The organism is Coprococcus intestinalis, assembly GCF_023656595.1.
GTDB classification, from domain to species: domain Bacteria; phylum Bacillota; class Clostridia; order Lachnospirales; family Lachnospiraceae; genus Coprococcus_A; species Coprococcus_A intestinihominis.
In genome coordinates, this window is record NZ_JAMOKJ010000003.1 from 149,481 (window position 1) to 169,077 (window position 19,597).

18 protein-coding genes are annotated in these 19,597 nt (G+C 44.4%); 3 read left to right on the plus strand and 15 right to left on the minus strand.

What is annotated here, in order from left to right; translation table 11 throughout:
- Window positions 1–4: 4 nt before the first annotated feature.
- The 6 genes from smc to NBH03_RS03595 all read right to left on the minus strand — a co-directional run bounded on the left by smc (window position 5) and on the right by NBH03_RS03595 (window position 7,205).
- Window positions 5–3,571 (minus strand): chromosome segregation protein SMC, encoded by a 3,567-nt coding sequence (gene smc, locus NBH03_RS03570; RefSeq protein ID WP_250797178.1) that lies wholly within the window; start codon window positions 3,569–3,571, stop codon window positions 5–7.
- Window positions 3,572–3,581: 10 nt separating this feature from the next.
- Window positions 3,582–4,283: a ribonuclease III gene (gene rnc / locus NBH03_RS03575; RefSeq protein WP_015514045.1), complete on the minus strand. Its 702-nt coding sequence runs from the start codon at window positions 4,281–4,283 to the stop codon at window positions 3,582–3,584.
- Window positions 4,284–4,317: 34 nt separating this feature from the next.
- Window positions 4,318–5,364 carry a phosphate acyltransferase PlsX gene (plsX, locus tag NBH03_RS03580; RefSeq protein WP_250797188.1) on the minus strand — a complete coding sequence of 349 codons (1,047 nt, stop codon included), beginning with the start codon at window positions 5,362–5,364 and terminating at the stop codon, window positions 4,318–4,320.
- 19 nt (window positions 5,365–5,383) lie between these two features.
- The gene (locus tag NBH03_RS03585) at window positions 5,384–6,292 is read right to left on the minus strand and encodes a DUF1002 domain-containing protein (RefSeq protein ID WP_250797195.1); all 909 of its coding nucleotides are present in this window, start codon (window positions 6,290–6,292) and stop codon (window positions 5,384–5,386) included.
- 202 nt (window positions 6,293–6,494) lie between these two features.
- Window positions 6,495–6,674, minus strand: coding sequence for a 50S ribosomal protein L32 (gene rpmF, locus NBH03_RS03590; protein WP_015514042.1), 180 nt, complete (start codon window positions 6,672–6,674; stop codon window positions 6,495–6,497).
- A gap of 3 nt (window positions 6,675–6,677) precedes the next feature.
- Window positions 6,678–7,205 carry a YceD family protein gene (locus NBH03_RS03595; RefSeq protein ID WP_250797197.1) on the minus strand — a complete coding sequence of 176 codons (528 nt, stop codon included), beginning with the start codon at window positions 7,203–7,205 and terminating at the stop codon, window positions 6,678–6,680.
- A gap of 340 nt (window positions 7,206–7,545) precedes the next feature.
- Between NBH03_RS03595 and NBH03_RS03600 the strand changes: the two genes are divergently transcribed.
- Together NBH03_RS03600 and NBH03_RS03605 are read left to right on the plus strand one after the other, a co-directional pair.
- Window positions 7,546–8,787, plus strand: a complete 1,242-nt coding sequence (locus NBH03_RS03600) for a tRNA(Met) cytidine acetate ligase (RefSeq protein WP_227081443.1) — start codon at window positions 7,546–7,548, stop codon at window positions 8,785–8,787.
- Between the two features lie 41 nt (window positions 8,788–8,828).
- On the plus strand, window positions 8,829–9,758 hold the full coding sequence (locus tag NBH03_RS03605; RefSeq protein ID WP_250797200.1) for a hypothetical protein: 930 nt from the start codon (window positions 8,829–8,831) through the stop codon (window positions 9,756–9,758).
- 9 nt (window positions 9,759–9,767) lie between these two features.
- On the opposite strand, the gene NBH03_RS03610 is transcribed toward NBH03_RS03605, so the two are convergent.
- The 6 genes from NBH03_RS03610 to NBH03_RS03635 all read right to left on the minus strand — a co-directional run bounded on the left by NBH03_RS03610 (window position 9,768) and on the right by NBH03_RS03635 (window position 16,127).
- Window positions 9,768–10,535, minus strand: coding sequence for a hypothetical protein (locus NBH03_RS03610; protein WP_015514038.1), 768 nt, complete (start codon window positions 10,533–10,535; stop codon window positions 9,768–9,770).
- A complete protein-coding gene (gene coaD, locus NBH03_RS03615; RefSeq protein ID WP_015514037.1) occupies window positions 10,522–11,025 on the minus strand; it encodes a pantetheine-phosphate adenylyltransferase in 504 nt (167 codons plus the stop codon). Before coaD ends, NBH03_RS03610 begins: the two co-directional genes overlap by 14 nt.
- A gap of 1 nt (window position 11,026) precedes the next feature.
- The gene (gene rsmD, locus NBH03_RS03620; RefSeq protein WP_215689400.1) at window positions 11,027–11,590 is read right to left on the minus strand and encodes a 16S rRNA (guanine(966)-N(2))-methyltransferase RsmD; all 564 of its coding nucleotides are present in this window, start codon (window positions 11,588–11,590) and stop codon (window positions 11,027–11,029) included.
- 167 nt (window positions 11,591–11,757) lie between these two features.
- Entirely contained in the window at window positions 11,758–13,821 is a 2,064-nt protein-coding gene (recG, locus tag NBH03_RS03625) for an ATP-dependent DNA helicase RecG (RefSeq protein WP_250797202.1), read from the minus strand.
- Window positions 13,822–14,041: 220 nt separating this feature from the next.
- Window positions 14,042–15,742, minus strand: coding sequence for a DAK2 domain-containing protein (locus NBH03_RS03630; protein ID WP_250797209.1), 1,701 nt, complete (start codon window positions 15,740–15,742; stop codon window positions 14,042–14,044).
- Window positions 15,743–15,767: 25 nt separating this feature from the next.
- Window positions 15,768–16,127: an Asp23/Gls24 family envelope stress response protein gene (locus NBH03_RS03635; protein ID WP_015514033.1), complete on the minus strand. Its 360-nt coding sequence runs from the start codon at window positions 16,125–16,127 to the stop codon at window positions 15,768–15,770.
- A 202-nt stretch (window positions 16,128–16,329) separates the two neighbouring features.
- Here NBH03_RS03635 and rpmB point away from each other — a divergent pair, with 202 nt between their 5' ends.
- The gene (gene rpmB / locus NBH03_RS03640; protein ID WP_015514032.1) at window positions 16,330–16,515 is read left to right on the plus strand and encodes a 50S ribosomal protein L28; all 186 of its coding nucleotides are present in this window, start codon (window positions 16,330–16,332) and stop codon (window positions 16,513–16,515) included.
- A gap of 153 nt (window positions 16,516–16,668) precedes the next feature.
- Here rpmB and NBH03_RS03645 read toward each other — a convergent pair whose 3' ends face one another.
- From NBH03_RS03645 to NBH03_RS03655, 3 genes are all read right to left on the minus strand, one after another.
- Window positions 16,669–17,811, minus strand: coding sequence for a DUF6382 and FHA domain-containing protein (locus tag NBH03_RS03645; protein ID WP_250797212.1), 1,143 nt, complete (start codon window positions 17,809–17,811; stop codon window positions 16,669–16,671).
- Between the two features lie 263 nt (window positions 17,812–18,074).
- Entirely contained in the window at window positions 18,075–18,461 is a 387-nt protein-coding gene (locus NBH03_RS03650) for a GerW family sporulation protein (protein WP_117539463.1), read from the minus strand.
- A 19-nt stretch (window positions 18,462–18,480) separates the two neighbouring features.
- The gene (locus tag NBH03_RS03655; protein ID WP_250797215.1) at window positions 18,481–19,548 is read right to left on the minus strand and encodes a DUF2953 domain-containing protein; all 1,068 of its coding nucleotides are present in this window, start codon (window positions 19,546–19,548) and stop codon (window positions 18,481–18,483) included.
- Window positions 19,549–19,597: the final 49 nt, after the last annotated feature.

The window sequence follows — 19,597 nt, forward strand, 5'->3', positions numbered from 1 at the left end:
CCTCCTATTTTCCTAATTCATTTTCTATCAGATTCACGGATACAAGTGTTGAAACCCCCTTCTCCTGCATGGTGATACCGTAAAGAATATCCGCTGTATTCATCGTTCCTCGTCTATGCGTAATAACAATGAACTGCGTATCCTTTGTCAGATTATGCAGATATTCTGCAAAACGCTTAACATTGGCATCATCCAGTGCCGCTTCGATCTCATCCAGAAGGCAGAACGGTGAAGGTTTCAGACTTTGAATAGCAAAAAGCAATGCGATCGCTGTCAATGCTTTTTCACCGCCGGACAGCTGCATCATATTCTGCAGTTTCTTACCAGGCGGCTGCGCTGTAATAATAACACCTGTCTCCAGCAGATTTTCCGGATCCGCCAGTTCCAGCGTACCTTTTCCGCCGCCGAAAAGAAGTTTGAATATACGGTCAAATTCTTTCTGGATCTGCATGAACTTCTCCTTGAATTGCTTCTGCATGGAACTGTTCAGATCTTCAATAATGCCGGCAAGCTTCTCTTCCGCTTCCACCATATCATCATGCTGAGTCTTCATCGTCTCATAGCGCTCGGCCACTGCCTTATATTCTTCAATGGCATTGACATTGACATTGCCCAGGGCTTTGATCTGTCCTTTAACATCTGCTGTCATTTTTTTCAGTTTCGCCAACGGCAGTGCCTGCAGCGCATCATCTGATAATTCCCTGGCTGTCTGATAAGTCAGGCCATACTCTTCCCACATATAACTGCTGAGTTGGCTGCGGCTCTCTTCCAGCTTTTCTTTCTGACTGCCAAGTCTGAACTGTTCTTTGTCCAGCTGACTGATCGTCTCAGACAATTCTTCACGTTTTGCAAAAAATGTTTTATGCTCAGCTGCATATTTACTGCGTTCATCTGTTTTCTGGCGAAGCACTGCCTGGCTTTTTGTCATTTCTTCTGTCAAAGCAGCAATCTGGGCCTCTGTTTCATCAATCTGTCTTCGTATTGCATCCTTCTCACTTCCGAAAACAGCCTTCTGGGCACGGTAATCTGCCAGTTTTTCCTGTAAATGACGGATTTCGCTGCGGTTTTGATCCATACTCTTTCGAATGAAAGATTTCTTCTGTACCTGGTTGGCATAATGAATCCGCATATCTGCTGTCTGACTGTTGAAATTCTTCTCCTGTTCGGAGATTTCTTCCAGTTTGGCCGTCAATGATGTCACCAGTTCCTCAGCATTCTTCTTCTTTGCCTCCAGTTCATCCATCTGAACCGTCAGCTGCTGCCTGAACTGCCTGATCTGTTCCTGCTGCGTTTTGATCTGGGCCGTCTCCCGATTAATATCCTGAATGGATTTTGCATGCTCTCCACGGCTCTCATCAACCTGTTTCAGACGCAGACGCACCGTATTTTGATGGAGTGTAAGCCGGGATTCTTCAGCTGTATTTTTCTCCATGGCTGCTTTATTACTGTCTTTGTCTGACTGCAGCTGATTGATCTGCTGTTTCAGCGAGGCGCCCTCTTTGCGAAGTGTCTCCACATGTTTCTGCAATTCTTCCATTTCACGATGCCTGCCAAGAAGGTTGCCTGTATTCTTATAGGCACCACCGGATAATGAACCGCCCGGATTTAAGGACTCGCCTTCCAAAGTCACAATTCTTAAAGAATAACGATATTTCTTGGCCAAAGCCAACGCATGATCAATATGATCCACAATAAACACCCGGCCAAGGAGGTAATCCGCCAGATGTCCGAACTGACTGTCCACACGGATCAGATCGCTGGCCAGACCAATAACGCCTTCCTCACCACAGATTCTGTCCGCATTCTCTGCCCTGCGCCCCCTGATGCTCGTCAAAGGCAGGAAGGTTGCACGGCCAAAACGATTCTTCTTCAAAAACTGTATCATACTCTTTGCCGTCTGTTCATTATCCGTAACAATATTGGAAATACTGCCGCCAAGGGCTGTCTCTATGGCAATTTCATATTCTTTGCTGACATGGATAATATCCGCCACAACGCCAATGATACCTTTATAGTCACTCTTACGCTCCATGATCTTACGAATGCTGACACCGTAACCGTCATAGCGCTCCGTGATATTCTTCAGTGTCTGATAACGTGCTGACTCTTCATGGAAAGATTTCTCAGCCGCATTGAAAGCCTCTCTGCATTTCATCAGATCATCGGAAATTTTGGCAGCTCTCTTTTTGCAGGCGGACTGTTCTGCCTGCAGCCTCTCAAGCTCCAGTTCAATGCCCTGTGCTTCCTTCTTAAATGCCTCTACCAGCTCACCTTCTGAAGATTCTTCACTTTGAAGTGCGATCAGTTTCTGATTCAATTCAGACTGTCTGATCTGTGTCTGTTCCTGCATTGTCTCATAACGCTGCATACGTCCTTTAATATTCGCCGCCTCATTCAGAAATTCAATAATATCACTGTTCTGTGAATCAATCTGATCTCGCAATGATGTCATCGTACCGGACATACTGTTCAATGCTTCTTCAGAGCTGTTCTTATGCTGCTCCAGTTCCTGCAGTTCCTCTTCCAGGGCTTTCAGTTCTTTCTCACTTTCCTCGGAAAGTTTCTTCTTCTCTTCGATTTTCGCCTCTGTCTCAAGGATCAATGCATCAAACTGTTCTTCCTTGCTGCTGATGCCGTCTGTCTTAGAAACCAGTACATTTTTGCCGCCTTCAAGACGCTGTTTCTCTAAAGCCTGCTGATTGCAGACCTCCTGATCTTGTGAAATCTTCTGATCGTACTGCTCCATCAGCGCTTCCATCTGGGCATACGCACTTTTGATCTTCTCAAAATTCTCCTGGGAATCCTTCAGCTGTGTACTGACAATATCCATTTTCTCATCGATGGCAGCACTATCTTTTTTCAGTTGGTAAAAAGACAACAGATACATATTGGCATCATATTGCTTCAGTGTATCTCTGTGCTTCAGATAAATTCTTGCAGTCTCGCTCTGTTTCTCAAGCGGTCCTACCTGTTTCTCAAGCTCGTACAAAATATCCCGCACTCTGCTGAGATTCTGCTGTTCTTCCGCCAGATTCTTCTCCGTCAGGGCTTTTCGACGTTTGTACTTGACAATCCCGGCCGCCTCATCAAATAATTCTCTTCGTTCTTCCGGTTTACCGCTGAGGATCTTGTCAATCTGACCCTGCCCGATAATCGAATAGCCTTCCTTACCGATACCTGTATCAAAGAACAGTTCCTGCACATCCTTCAATCTGCAGTTATGGCCATTGATCTTGTATTCACTTTCTCCTGAACGGTACACACGCCTTGATACCGTCACAGTATCATATTCCACTGCCAGCTGATGGTCTGAATTATCCAGAGTGATTGCCACGTAGGCAAAACCCAGAGGTTTCCTGCTCTCAGTACCGGAAAAAATAACATCTTCCATCTTGGATCCTCTCAGCTGTTTGGCACTCTGCTCACCCAGTACCCAGCGAACTGCATCCGCTACATTACTCTTTCCGCTGCCGTTAGGCCCTACAATGCCCGTAATGCCTTTATGAAATTCAAAAACCATCTTGTTGGCAAAGGATTTAAAGCCCTGTACCTCAATACTTTTTAAAAACATACACTGTCCCCTAATGTTCCTGCTTGTTCTTTAATGCCAGGATTGCATGATAAGCAGCCTCCTGACCGGCTGCCTGCTTCGTTCTGCCGCTGCCTTTGCCAATCACTCTATCTCCCAGCTTCACCTGCATCACAAACATTCTGTTATGCTCAGGTCCTGTCATATCCACCACTTCATAGGTGATCGGATCTTTGTGGTCCTTCTGAAGGAGTTCCTGCAAAATTGTTTTGCTGTCCTGGAACATGGCTTTATGTTCAATATCATTCAAAACATGGGTCATAATAAAGCTGCCGGCTTGTTCAATACCGCCGTCCAGATAAATAGAACCGATGACAGCCTCCAATGCATCTGACAGGATAGAATCTCTGTTGCGGCCGCCGCCCATATCCTCACCTTTTCCCAGCATCAGATATTTGCCAAGCCCGATCTGTCTTGCACAGTAAGCCAATGTAGGCTCACAAACAAGGCTTGCCCGCTTCTTGCTCATCTGACCTTCTGCCATATCAGGAAAATTCTTAAACAGGAAATCACTGGATACAACTTCAAGTACCGCATCCCCAAGAAATTCCAGACGTTCATTATGATGAATCTTATGCAATTTGTGTTCATTGGCATAAGAACTATGTGTCAGTGCCGTAAACAACAGATTCTCATCCTTAAACTGATAATCAATTTTCTGCTGCAGTTCTTTTAATAATGTATGATTTGCCATTCTTCTCCCTCTTCCTGTTAGATCAACTATTGTATCATTCTTCCGTCTTGCTTTCTGAAGCTGAAAGTAATCCCTTATCCGCTGTAATAGACGCTGCGATCCTGCCTGAAATATTCTGCTGTTTGAATGCGATACACTGCAGAATAGATTGCTTGAACTCTTTGGCATTGGAACTGCCATGACTCTTAACAACCAGTCCCTTCAGTCCCAGCATCGGTGCACCGCCGTAATCAGAAGCATCAAAGTCTTTCAATGTCTGCTTCAGTTCATTCTTAATAAGAAGCGCCCCGATCTTTGTTTTCAGTGAAGACATCATGGTCTCCTTGACCATGCCCATCAGTGCACCGGCCACGCCTTCATACATCTTCAAAATCACATTGCCTACAAAAGCTTCACAGACAATAACATCTGCATAACCGTTTGGTATATCACGGGCCTCAATACTGCCGATAAAATTAATATCCCCGCATTCTTTCAGAAGAGGATACGTCTGTTTCACCAGTGCATTGCCCTTTTCCTCCTCAATACCAATATTCACAATGGCTACCCGGGGATTCTTGCGGCCCAAGATATGTTCCATATAAATGGCACCCATTCTTGCAAACTGCACAAGATTGGAAGGCTTGGCATCCACATTGGCACCGCAGTCGATCAAAAGTGAAAAGCCTTTGGTTGTCGGAATCAACGGTGCAAGCGCCGGACGCTCAATACCTCTGATACGTCCGATCAGCACCTGGCTGCCCACCAGAACAGCTCCGGTACTGCCTGCTGAGACAAAAGCATCCGCTTTGCCTTCACGCACCAGTCTCTGTGAAACAACAATGGAAGAATCCTTCTTCTTCTTGATGGCGATGGTCGGCGTCTCATTATTGGTGATCACTTCTGATGCATGGATCACCTGAAGACGTGTTTTATCATATTGCGCACCGGTGAGACACTTCTCAATAGCCGTCTGATCACCCACCAGTAATACCTCGATTTCTTTGCTCGCATTTAATGCATCAACAACGCCCTGCACAACGGCTTCCGGCGCATGATCGCCGCCCATGGCATCCACGGCCACTCTTACCAATTCACTCATAGTCTATTTCCTTCCTGTCCTAATTAAACCAACCCTTGATCATATCAATGATCTGCTGGAAAATACCTTTTGCTTCTTCTGTATCGATATGAATCTTGCTGATATCAAAACCCATATCCTTCAATGTATCATAAGCCGCCTGTGCCTGACTCTTCAATGATCCCAGATCCAAATTCAGGCCGCCCAGCTTCTCAAGAAGTGCTTTTAACTGGTTAAACTGATCTTCATTCAATGTGATCTCAAACTTATCCGCCGCATCATTGATGATCTGATCCAGATCCTTATCCTTGCTGTTGCCGCTTGCAACCTGTTCTTTCAGATAGGCTACCATTCCTTCCACCTTCTCGTTGTCAGTATTGGTATTATCTTCCAGACTGCCTGTGGTCACCATCTCATCCACGGCCGCATCCACAACCTTTTCATCCACAGTCTCACCTGTCATCTCTGAATAAGCTTTCAGTGCTCCCACCAATGCTGCCGTACCGGATACATTAAACGGACCGGCCACAACTACATTCACATCTTCCACACCGGCTGTCGCCAGCGCATTGGCATACATACCGGTTGTACAATAAATAACATTCTTCGTTGTCACATCGATGCCGCTGCCCTTTTTGCCTTCCGTAATCAATACCGAAGACCAGGCCTGATCACCGATCTGTGCGCTTGAAATATAGCTGTCCAGGTACTGATATTCTTCTTTATTAGTCACATACACGACTTTATAATTCTCCAAATCCTTCTCATCCACACCAAAGAGTTCCAGAACCTTTGACTTCTCTTCCTCTGTCAGATCGGCACCAAGCGATATATAACCGCCGGAAAAACTTCCGGCATAAGCATTCTTTGTACAAATGACTGCTGCAGCTGATACTGTCATCAGCATGACAAGCAGCATACTCAAATAACGTCTGATTGATCTACGCATGATTTTGTCCTCCTTCATCATACACATATGCGCACAATACATATGTCTCATTCTAACTGCACGCTTACCATTATGCACCTTAATATAGTACCATAATTTTTCAGAAAATACAGCCTTTTTTATCAGACAACCTTTCCGTCGTATGAAATGGTACAAAAAAAAGACTCCGAAGAGTCTCTTTTCTGATGGTTGCAGTTTATTATTACTGAACCTTAACAACTTCTTTTTTATTGTAAGCTCCGCAAGCCTTGCAGACTCTGTGAGGCATTACTAAAGCACCACATTTGCTGCATTTGGATAATGAAGGAACAGACATCTTCCAGTTAGCTCTACGGCTGTCTCTTCTAGCTTTTGATGATTTATTCTTTGGACAAATAGACATGGTTTACACCTCCTTAAAATTATTAAAAATATCCCGGATAGCTGACATTCTTGGGTCTAATGATGCACGGTCACAGCCGCACTCACCCTCATTTAAGTTCTTCCCGCATTTCAGACATAAGCCCTTACAGTCTTCTCTGCAAAGTGTCTTCATCGGAAAACGCATTAAAATCTCGTTGTAAACGAATCTGTCTACATCCAGAGAGCTTTCTTCCATAAAACTGGTTTCATCCAGGTCGTCCAACTGCTCCGCTTTCAGCTTCTCAAAGTCCACCTTCTGACTGAAATCAAATGCCAGTCTTGTCGGAACAGATGTCAGACATCTGCTGCACGGTATATCGATTGTAACATCCACATGGCCGGAAAAATTCACAACACTGTGGCCCTCATTCTGAGCCTTCAGCTCCACCGGACTCTTCCGGATAAAATTATAACGCTCACCATCCAGACAAAATGCTTCCATTTCAATCTCAGGATTAAACGTTTGTACCTTATAATCAGTTGATATTATTTCAGATATATTGATTTGCATAGATATCTCCTAAGTTTCATACCTTTGTAATTATACATATGAATGCATTATTTGTCAACAGTAAATTTGAATTTCTGTCAAGTATTATTACTTGACAGCTTGGATAACTCCGGCCATAAATACTTTTTTGGCTTGTTTTTTCCACCAAAGCCCTTATAATATTTATATGTACCTGTTCAGAGCCAAGCAAAATTTCAAAAAACAGGTATAAAATGCTTGCATTTTTAAGACTGTTTTTGAAATTTTATTTGGCGGATACGCCACACCGACGAAATGCGTAGCATTTTGGAGGTTAGCTCTGAACAGTTACATTTATAAAAAAGAAAGACTGGAGATTTTTATGACTATTGCAGCAGTTATTGCCGAATATAATCCTTTTCATAACGGGCACGCCTATCAGCTCAGAGAAATCCGCAGGCAAACCGGCGCCGATCTGATTCTTGTCATGATGAGTGGTGACTTTGTTCAGCGTGGTGCCCCGGCCTGTACAGACAAATACACCCGATGCCGTATGGCCCTGGCCGCCGGTGCAGATATGGTCTGTGAACTCCCGGTTTACGGTGCCCTGGGCAGTGCGGAAATCTTTGCCGAATCCGCTGTTTCTCTGCTGAATCAGCTGGGCTGCATTGATTTTCTCTGCTTTGGTGCCGAAACGATTGACCCTCATCTGTTTCATGCCATTGTTTCTGTGCTGTCCGATGAACCACCGGAATACCGGACACTTTTGCAGGACGCACTGAAGACTGGCATGAATTTTCCTGCAGCCAGAAGTTACGCCCTTGGACGCCTGCTGAAGAATACGCATTGCAGCCATATTCTAAATCTGCCCAACAATATTCTTGCCATTGAATATATGAAGGCTCTGTGCAAAACGGGCAGCCCGATCAAGCCGATTGCAATCAGGCGCACCGGTGCCGGTTACCACAGTATGGAGACAACTGCCGGCTTTCAATCCGCCACTGCCATCAGACATCAGCTGTCTGATGGCACTTTGAACCCATCCGAATGCATTGCCGGACTGGACATTCCGGATACATCCAAAGTATTATTGCAGTCTTACCTTACCCACCGACCGATTCTGACTTCAAACGACTTTTCGGACGTTCTGGCCGCACAACTCCTTGACGTCCATACCGACTTGACAGAATACGTCGATATCAGCAGTGATCTGGCCAACCGGATTGACAGTTTCAGATATCAGTTTTTATCAACAGAACAGTTTATAACACTTCTTTCTGCCAGGAATCTGACTTCTACCCGGATTGCCCGGTGTCTCTTCCATATCATTCTGGACCACAGGCGCAATTATCTGGATACATGGAGAAATCATCAATATGCCGGTTTTCTGCGTATTCTCGGCTTCAGAAAACAGTCCGGAGCGATCTGGAAATTCTTTCAGCCATCGGTCAGAGCGCAGCTGATCACTCAGACATCCCAGGCCTATGACCATCTGACAGGGATCGGTTTGGACATCTACAACGCGGACCTTCACGCATCACGACTCTATCGCCAGATTCTGAAATGCCGCTCACAGTCATTTCTTCCTGATATCACCTCAGAACCTGTCATCATCCTGCCATAACCTTATTCCCTCCTGCATATATATAGCCAGGAGGGGATTCTATGAAAAAACATCTGACATCTATTCTGCTATTACTTCTTCCTGCCGTTCTGATCATATACGCACCGCAGGCTGTCCGCGGTGCCTCAGCAGGTCTTGTACTGTGGTTTAATCAGGTATTGCCCGTTCTTTTTCCCTTTGCACTGATTCTGCAGCTGATCATGTCTGTCAATGCACTGTCCGGCATCAGCTGTCTGACAGGGCCCATTATGCAAAAATGCCTGCACTTATCACCGGCATGCAGTTTCTGCCTCCTTGCAGGATTTTTATGCGGTTTTCCAATGGGAACAGCCGTATCTGTCCAGGCACTTGAAAACGGGCTGATCTCCCGCAAGGAAGCGCAGCTGCTGTCCGGGGTCTGCAATCATGCCAGCCCCATGTTTTTTGGCGGCTATATTCTTGATCAGATATTGACGGATCATCCGCTGCATTCCTGTCTGATCCTGATCTTTTATGCGAGCCCGTTTCTCTGGTTTCTGCTGCGCTGCTTTTTTCTGCATCACCCTCCTGCCTCAGTACCGGACCGGGCCGTTGCAAAAAACACTCGTCCTTCTGCGCCTTTGCCCTTCAGAACCATTCTTTTGAATGCTTCTGAACTGATGCTGAAAATCGGCGTCTGCATGATGATATTCTCTATTTTGCAGGCAATCATCGGAAGTCTTCCTTTTGTTCCTGCATCCCTCAGCGCTGTTCTCGCTCTTTTTCTTGAGATCACCAGTGGTTCTGCCGCTGTCCGTCTTCTTCCGCTTCAGCTTTGCCTGAAAACGAGCCTGATCATGGGTGGCACAGCCTTCGGCGGATTATGCATCGCTTTCCAGTCTTTTGCACTTCTTCGCACACAAAAGCTGTCCTGCGTTCAATATCTGGCAGACAAAAGCGCTGTCGGCATGATCACCGCAGCGCTTGTATGGATTCTGTATCAGATTGTCTGATGATACGGATTAGTCGATGTCATCGTAATCGTCATCATCATATTCATCATCGTCGATTTCTTCTTCATCCTCTTCTTCGATGACTTCTTCCTTCGTTTCTTCAGGCACAGGCTGTTTCTGGTCCTCAGTCTTGTCATCCTCTTCCTCAGCAGCCTCATCATGACCTGTCATATCAGCGACTGTATCTTCCTCATCATCAATTGCAGGAAGTTCTTCAGCAGCTGCAGGCTGTTTATCGTTCAGCTGTGAAACAAGCGCTTCATTATTGCTGACAAGAATATTCAGGTTCTCTGAAAGTCCGTTGATCAGTCCCTCTGAATTCGTCTTCGCAATATCCAGTGAACGCTGTACAACATCCTGGATATTGACGATCAGGCTCTGTGTATAAGACAGCGCACTCATACGCATTTCTTCTGCATTCTGGTTCGCAGCAGCAACAATCTCTTCTGCCTGTGCATTTGCCGCATTGATGGTCTGTTCAGCCTTCTCATAGGCCTTCAGCATAATCTCATGCTCTTCTACAAGTGCATTGGCATAATTGGTTGTCTCTTCAATCATCTGTTCTGCCTGAGCCTGAGCATCGCTGATAATCTTATCCTTCTGTGCAATAATCTTCTGATAACGTTTAATCTCATCCGGTGTCTTCAGGCGCAGTTCTGTGAGTAATTCATACAGCTGCTCTTTCTGTACAATAATCTTTGATTGTGAAAAAGGTGCCGGCTTACATCCTTCTACATATTCTTCTATTTCATCAATCAATTGCTCAATTCTGCTCATGTTCATTCTCCTTCGAATCTAACTTTTCATCTAACTTCTGCTCAACGTACGGCGGAACAAAAAGGCTGACATCACCATGATATCTCGCCAGTTCACGCACTGCGCTGGAGCTCAGATAGGAATATTCAACATTAGTTACCAAAAACAAAGTATCCAGATGTGGGCGAACGGCTCTGTTGGCCTGTGCCCACTGCAATTCATATTCAAAATCAGTTACTGCTCTCAGCCCTCTGACAATAATCTTCGCATTACAGGCATCCGCAAAATCGATCAGCAGCCCTGCAAAGGATGTTACTTCGACATTCGGTATATCTTTCGTCACTTCCTTTAACATATTAACACGTTCTTCAACAGAAAACAACGGTGTTTTTGAGCTGTTGCTTAAAACGCCGATAATAAGTTTATCGACCATCTTTGCAGATCTCTTAATAATATCAATATGTCCATATGTGACCGGATCAAAACTGCCCGGATAAATTGCTGTTCTCATTTTATTTCTCCAATACCCTCTGTACGAACACATGCTGGTTCGTCTTATATTTTTTTACTTTTGCAGCGATATAACCATATGTTTCCAGCCAATCAAATTCAGTCTCAAGAGATGCTTCTATAATGATCATCGTCTCTTCATTGATAAAAGACGCATGCTGCATCTGTATCAACATCTCTTTCTCAAGCTGTTTATTGTAAGGCGGATCCATAAAAACGATGTCAAAATGTCGCTTCCCATCATCCAGCTGTCGAATAGCTGTCTGACATTCAACAGGCATAATCTCCGCCTGAGACATCAGTTTCGTCTTCGTCAGATTCTCCTTAATACATGCCACAGCCTGCCGGTTATGTTCCACAAAAACCGCAGATGCCGCCCCCCGGCTCAACGCTTCAATACCGATGGCTCCGCTTCCGCTGAACAGATCAAGGAAATGACATCCGTAAATATCCTGCGACAGCATATTAAACAAGGTCTCTTTGATTCTGTCGGTTGTCGGACGAGTATTCATTCCTTCCATACTCTTCAATTGTATACGCCTTGCCTTACCTGCAATCACTCGCATGTCATCACATCCTGTTCTTTCATTACGCCTTCATCCTGAATGCTGTCCATTAAGCCCAGCACCCTTATTGATGAAAATATTGCGCTAGTTATATTGTATATTTTTTGACTCATTTGTCAACCGGTTATCAAATATTTCATGTTTTTTTTAGCATTGCAACTCTTTATTTATAAGATAACCTGCTCTCTGTTTTCTGATAACTTTGCTGTGATCCTGTTTCCCAGAAACGCATACTTTTCGCTTTTCAATTCCGGATCTTCTGATAAGATGTGATCCGCTGCTTTACCAGCCTCCACCAGGCAGGCTGAATCTGCAAATACATCACCGATCTTAAAAATCATACTGCCGCTCTGCCGGATACCGAACATATCTCCGGGTCCGCGCAGCTTCAGATCCTCTGAGGCGATCTTAAAACCATCATTAGTACCAAGCATAATATTCAGCCGGTCTTTGACTTTTTTGTTCTCCTGGCCATAAATAAAAATACAGTATGACTGTGCATCCCCTCTTCCGACACGCCCACGCAGCTGATGCAGCTGCGCCAATCCAAACCGCTCGGCATTCTCGATCATCATCACCGTGGCATTCGGCACATCCACCCCTACTTCAATGACCGTTGTGGATACAAGAACCTGTATCTCACCTTCGGAAAAACGTTCCATAATACCATTCTTCTGCTCCGGTTTCATCTGACCGTGAAGATATTCCACTTTTATATCTGCCGGCAAAACTTTTTTCAATTTTTCAGTATATTCCTGGACATTTTCCGCCTCAATATTCTCGCTCTCTTCAACCATCGGACAGACCACGTAAACCTGATGTCCCTGTCTGATCTGCTGCTCAAGAAATCGATAGGCTGTCGGCCGGTAGGAAGTGCCTACCACACAGTTTTTGATTGGCAGTCTGTTCGCCGGCTTCTCATCCACCACTGAAATATCCAAATCGCTGTAAAGAATGATCGCCAATGTTCTCGGGATCGGCGTTGCGCTCATAACCAACACATGCGGTTCCCCACCATTGCTCTTCATCGCCAGCTGTTCCCGCTGTCTGACACCAAAGCGGTGCTGTTCATCTGTCACGATCAATGCCAGCTTATCATATACAGCCTTTTCCTGAAAGAGTGCCTGAGTACCGATGATGACATCTGCTTCATGATTTTCAATCCGGCTGTACGTCTTCCTTTTGGCAGCCGCCGTCATAGATCCGGTCAGCAGAACCGTTTCTATACCAAATGGTGCATACAGTGCCTGCAGGTTCTCATAGTGCTGTCTGGCAAGCACTTCCGTGGGTGCCATCATACAGCTCTGAAATCCTGCCTTCGCTGCCGCAAACATCGCCAATGCTGCGATCATCGTCTTCCCTGAGCCCACATCTCCCTGAACAAGCCGGTTCATAACGACCGGGCTCTTCATATCTTCTTCGATTTCATGCCAGACCCTCAGCTGCGCCTTTGTCAGATGATACGGCAATGATGCGATCAGCTGAGAAACTGCCGCCGATTCCTGAATCTGATAATGATTCTCTATCTGATGATTTTCTTTTTTCAACTGCTTCACCGACAATGCAAAAACAAGAAATTCATCAAAAACCAGTCTTTTTCTCGCCATCCGACATGCCTCTTCATTTTCTGGAAAATGAATCTGTCTCAAGGCATAATTGTATTCTGAAAGCTGATATTGTCTGCGAATATCCGCTGGCAGAGGATCCGGCAGCAGCAGACCGCTGTCCAGAATACTATGCATTGTCTTCATAAAGAAATTCTGGGTCAGTCCTTCCGTCAGGCCATACACCGGTTGAAGACTTTTTTGCAGCAGCGCATACTGATCTTCTGTATAAATATCCGGATGATCCAGCATTCTGCGGCTTCCTTTACTTGTAATCTTTCCATAGAGAATAACTGTACATCCCGGTTTCAGCTGCTGCCGTACATAAGGGCTGTGATACCAGACCACCTGCACAGAAGCATTGCCTGCATGCAGCATCACCGATACAATAGGTGTTCTGCCGCGTTTCAGCAATTTCGGAGTTTCAGAAAAAATCACCCGGTACCCGCTCTGTCTGCGATTGTCATATTCTGTATTCTCTATAGAAACCGGTGTGTCATAGGCATGATATTCTCTTGGGTAATGCTCTGCCATATCCCCCACTGTATAAATGCCGATGCGCGCCAGATGACTTTCTGTTTTTGCACCGATCCCTTTGATTGTTGAAATTCTGTCCCCGGGATTCATCTGTTCTCATCCTCTCCGTTCTCATTCATATGATGTTGGCGTCAAAAGGTATTTTAACCCCTTTGATACCAGATTGCCACATACCTTGCACTCTTGCAATCCTTCATATCCATATAGCACAAATGACTGCTGCAGTTCTCGCTGCAGCAGTCACTCAGGCTGTTTCATCGTGAATTATAATCTAATGAAGCATCGCTTTTATTCAAATGAAACATCGATTTTATTCAACAGAAACAACGTAATAATAAATTGGCTGTCCACCCTGATTCAGTTCGACTTCGCAATCCGGATAAGCCTCTTCAAGCTTCTCTGTCAGTTCTTCTGCCTCTTCCTCAGACACATCTTCACCATAATAAATACTGATAATCTCACTGTCTTCATCGACCAGCGCTGCAATTGTTGCCATCGTTGTCTCTGCAATATCTTCACCTACTGCCAGAAGGCCATCATCACCAAGGCCCATAATGTTGCCTTCTTTGATAGTCTTGTCATCAATAACCGTATCTCTGACTGCATAAGTAATCTGACCACTCTTGACACGCTGCATCTCTTCATTCATTGCTGCTTCATTTTCTTCTGCTGAACTGCCGTTGATGTAATTAATCACAGCTGTAATACCCTGAGGAACTGTTTTTGAAGGGATCACAATGACTGTCTTGCCTTCAACCAGCTCTTTTGCCTGCTGTGCTGCAAGAATAATGTTTTTATTATTAGGGAACACAAAAACAGTCTTCGCATTCACACGCTCAACAGCATCCAGAATATCCGCTGTACTCGGATTCATGGTCTGTCCGCCTTCGATAATCTCATCCACACCAAGCTCCTGGAAAATTTTCTTCATACCATCACCCATGGAAACGGCTACAAACCCCGCCTCCTTGGCCGGTTCTTCCTTCTTCTCTGCCTTCACCTGCATATCCGCCTGAGCTTGGGCAGATGCCAGCTTCTGTGCATCCTTGAACAGGCGTTCATGATGTTCTTCACGCATGTTATCAATCTTCATGCTTGTCAGGGAACCATAGCTTAAGCCCTTCTGAATGGCAAGTCCCGGGTCATTGGTATGTACGTGTACCTTCACAATATCACTGTCCGCTACACATACAATGGAGTCACCAATGGATGCCAAAAATGCCTTAAATTCGTCTTCGTCCTTCTCATCGAAAGGCTTCTCAAGCATCACGATAAATTCCGTGCAATAACCAAAACGGATATTGGCTGTTTCAATCTCATCCAGTCCCATCTTGCCCGCATTGCCTGCTGGTGCAGAAGGTTTTACCTCTGCTGCAAAATCATCCGCTGTCTCAGCACCTGTCAGGCAGTCATATGCACCCTTCAGTACAGTCATCAGACCCTGACCACCGGAATCCACAACACCTGCCTGCTTCAATACCGGCAGCATCTCCGGTGTCAGACTCAGCATGTAATCACCATACTCTATGATCTGACGAAAACCTTCTTCCAAATCATCTGTTGCATAAAAAATATCCGCTGCTTTCTCTGCCATGCCTCTTGCAACTGTAAGAATTGTACCTTCCTTCGGCTTCATAACAGCCTTATAAGCAGTCTCGCTTGCCTTCTTAAATGCTTCTGCTGCGATCACACTATCGATAACTTTCTCGTCTTTGATCGGGCGTGTAAAACCACGGAATAACTGGGACAGAATAACACCGGAATTGCCTCTGGCGCCTCTTAACGCTCCCTGGGAAATTGCCTTGGACAGGCTCTCCATATCAGGATCTGTCAGCGCACTTACTTCACGGGCAGCTGACATGATCGTCATCGTCATATTCGTACCTGTATCTCCATCGGGAACAGGGAAAACATTCAGTTCATTAATCCATTCTTTCTTTGATTCTATGCGTTTCGCACCTGCAAGGAACATGTTCTTCAACATATTCGCGTCAATCGTCTTTACTCCCACAACAGGGTCCTCCTTAATTGTTATACTAGTCAATCACTCGTACGCCTTCAACATAAATGTTGATCTTCTCAACCTTCATGCCTGTAAACGCTTCCACTTTATATTTTACATTATTCATTAAATTATCTGCAATCGTTGCGATATTTATGCCGTATACTGTAATAATATGGAAATCGATTGTAATCTGATTATCTTCATTGACCGTAACACCGACACCCTTTGTCATGCTCTCACGTTTGAGAAGCTTAACCAGTCCGTCCTTCACACTGATCATTGCCATACCGACAACACCAAAGCACTCAACAGCTGCCATACCTGCATACTTTGCAATAACATCTGTATCAACGGAAACCTGACCTATATCTGTAATAATACGTCCCTTCATATGGTACCTCCAATATTATTTCTATGTTCTACTCACCTATTATAACCGCTTTTTCCCGAAAAGAAAATAATTTTTTTATATTTTATAAAATCTGTACTTGCAATTATCGGTCGAATCTGTTATTATTGATTTGTTGTAAGCCTGTAAGGCGTTTTTGTGCGTCTCATTTAAGGTTTAATTTGGCACGAGGAGGTGTTTTACAATGGCAAAATGTGCAATCTGTGAAAAAGGAGCTCACTTTGGTATTCAGGTGTCTCATTCACATAGAAGATCAAATAAAATGTGGAAATCCAACATTAAGAAAGTGAAAGTGAACGTGAACGGTACACCATCTAAGATGTACGTTTGTACTTCCTGCTTACGTTCAGGATTAGTTGAAAGAGCTTAATATGCAAACTTAAAGCCCTGTTTCTTACGAAACAGGGCTTTTTTTCATCTTTATAGTCAGATAATCTAAAAATGACCAATACAAACACGCGTCCGTTTGAAATGGTCATTTTTAGATTCTGCAGCAAACATGACGTTTCGCAGCTCCGATTCACTATTTCAGTTGAAAAACAAACTCTTCCAGCGCCAGATGAATATGCATGCCATCTTCAAGTGTTTCCGGCTGCTCCGCCTCAATCTGTCGTCCATTCAGATAAATATGATTCGTCGAATTGCAGTCCACGATAAAATAAACATCTGTATCCTCTTTGTACTTGATCACTGCATGCAGACGGCTGATGGCCCGATTGCCCCTGATCACGTAATCACAGCAGGTATCCAGCTTGCCGATAATAAATGTCTGTTTATTCAGACTGATGATCTCGCCTGTCTTCTTTCTAATCAGATACGGCATCTTCTCATCCGATGTTTCTGCCTGTGCCTGTTCTTCTTCAAGTTCTGCCCGGATACTTTCTCTTAATTCTGTTTCCAACTCCCTGCGTGTTTCTTCACGGATCTGCTCCCGCAGTTCTTTCTCCAGTTCACGGCGCATATCTTCCCGAAGCTGGTTGCGCATGTACTCTGCATCTGCCGCAATATTGGCACTTTCTGTTTTAATCTGATCCGCTTCCTCCTCAATTGTCTCCAGAATGACAGTCTCCTCCGGCACTGCCGGTTCATCAGAAACAGTTTCTCCAGGTTCTTCCGGTTCAGCATCATATGCACGCAGAAGATCAGCCAGCTCTTTCAGTGTTTCCAATGCATGTATTTCCTGCTGAAGACAGGATTTCAGCTGCTTTGCACACGCTCCTTCACCATATGTAAACTGTTCAAACATCTGTCTGACGCAATCCGTCAATGTATATTCTTCATCTACAACTGCCTGACACGGCACAACCAGAATCACTAATTTGCCATTGCCCGGATTGACATAAATGTATTCCTTATCCAGCAGTACATATTCAATATCAATAAACGAATCCTCCAGATAAGCAAGAAGATGATAAAGATTCTCCATTGCAGAGGCCATCACCTCCGGCGTCAATTCGTCCGATGAGAATTCTGACCATTTCCTGTATCCGGTCACATCATAATTCACGGTAGATTTTGCTTTATTCATATGGCTTTCCGCAAAGCCCTCAATATCAGCCTCATTCAGCAGCTGCAGGATCACATCATCAATATCCTGCACTTTTTTATATTTATATGTTAAAAAAGTCCTTTCATTTTCAATCTGTAATTGCATTAACTGACTCATTTTTCTTGTCGCCTTCCGTTTTTATTTTGAACAGAACAGATTATAAGCCAAAATAAGACAAAATATAATCAGGCAGATGCCTAATACACAGGAATTGACAAACATCATAATGGTCATGCCTGCAGCTATCCAGAACAGGACAAAACCACACATCTTTTTCATGGCACTCCCCATTACAGAATACTCCTGTTTTATTCTATGCTTTTTAACCGATTCTGTTCTTCTGTCAAACAAGATAAAGCACGCTCTGTCGGCCTTACTCGTTACTCTTCTTCTGAAATGTGTTCAACCGCTGATTCCACAGCTGCATCATCTTCTGACTTGTTCATAAAACGATGAATCACATCCGGTGCCATATCAATAATCTTGCTGACAGGATCATTGTTGTTGACCGGTACCATGCGAACAGAACCGTCTTTGATGACAAGCACCGCACTTGGCGTCATCTTGCCGCCCATACCGCCGCCTGCACTGTTTTTATGTTCCTGGCTCCATGCACCTGCACCGACGCCAAATGAAACATCCACCAGAGGCAGAATCAATGTATCGTTGACATGAATGGCCTCACCAACAACAGTTTTTGTTGTCAAAAAATTGTCCATTCCTTTAAAGAGAGATTCAACTGTTTCATTAAATGTGTGATCTGACATATCCAATTCCTCCATCCTCTTATTCGCCCTTTAACAGGACTTTAAATTGCTTCACCATTGAAAAAAATTGTTTGTTTAAAAAGCTTTTAACCGCAAATATAACTAAACTGACCGGCCGGATCCGACCATGACATTTTACTTCACCTTCCAGTATTTCTTCATTAAACTCCGGGCACAACTCCATCTTCTCGCCGCAGATCGGATAAAGAATACTTAAACCGCCAAGAACCTGACCGGTTGTCGCCGGATCTTCAAAGCCAAAATGCAGATACAATCTGTCTGCCCTCGGTAATATTCTAAGTAGTAGTTTCTTCAGCCGACGCCAGAAAGCAGTAAACCATTGATGGTTATGTGTCTCATTATAAAATGCAAGAAACGCTTCTTTCTTCTCACGGAGTTTTGTAAAGAAATTCTCAAGCTTTTCAAGTCCATCCATGATTTTTGACGGAATGCCCAAAATGCTGCAGATCAGAGAGAAAACGCCCCGGATCAACGACAGGATCTTATTGGCTGCGTTCTTAGCCAGACGAAGGATTTTCTCCACCGCAGATTCCTTCGGTCCTTCAATCAGCTTCTCTTCATGCTTCGCTGCTGATTCATTTCCCGGGTTCTCCGAAGATATCCTCTCCGGATGCACCGCTTTCGGCATTTCATTCTTCATTTCAGCCGCCTGTTCAGTTTTTATTGGCTGTACCTTTGCCTCCGGCTGTTCAGGCTTTGCCTGAATTACCTTTTCCGACTGCTTAGATTCCGGCTTTGATTTAGTTTTTCTTGTTTTTTTCTGTTTTATACGTTTTTCCTTTGGTTTCTGATTGTCATACAGCTTCAGCCACGCAATCCTGAAACTCAGATGAAGACGCTTTCCTTCTTCAGCACCTGTATCCAGCTTAAAGACCATCTCAATCAGACGAAAGAGCCACGTAACCTTTCCTTCCGCCTGTATTGTCTGATACTTCGAAGCACCGATTCGATATCGAATCGGTGTCAAAAGGATGATGGCCAATATCAGCACAATCAGACCAAGAATGACAAGCAGTACAATGCCGATCAGTTTCAGAAGGAAAAGCAGTATATGTAATAACAGCACTTCTACACCCCTTTTTCATACTGAGATTCTTTATTTACTTTATTATCCA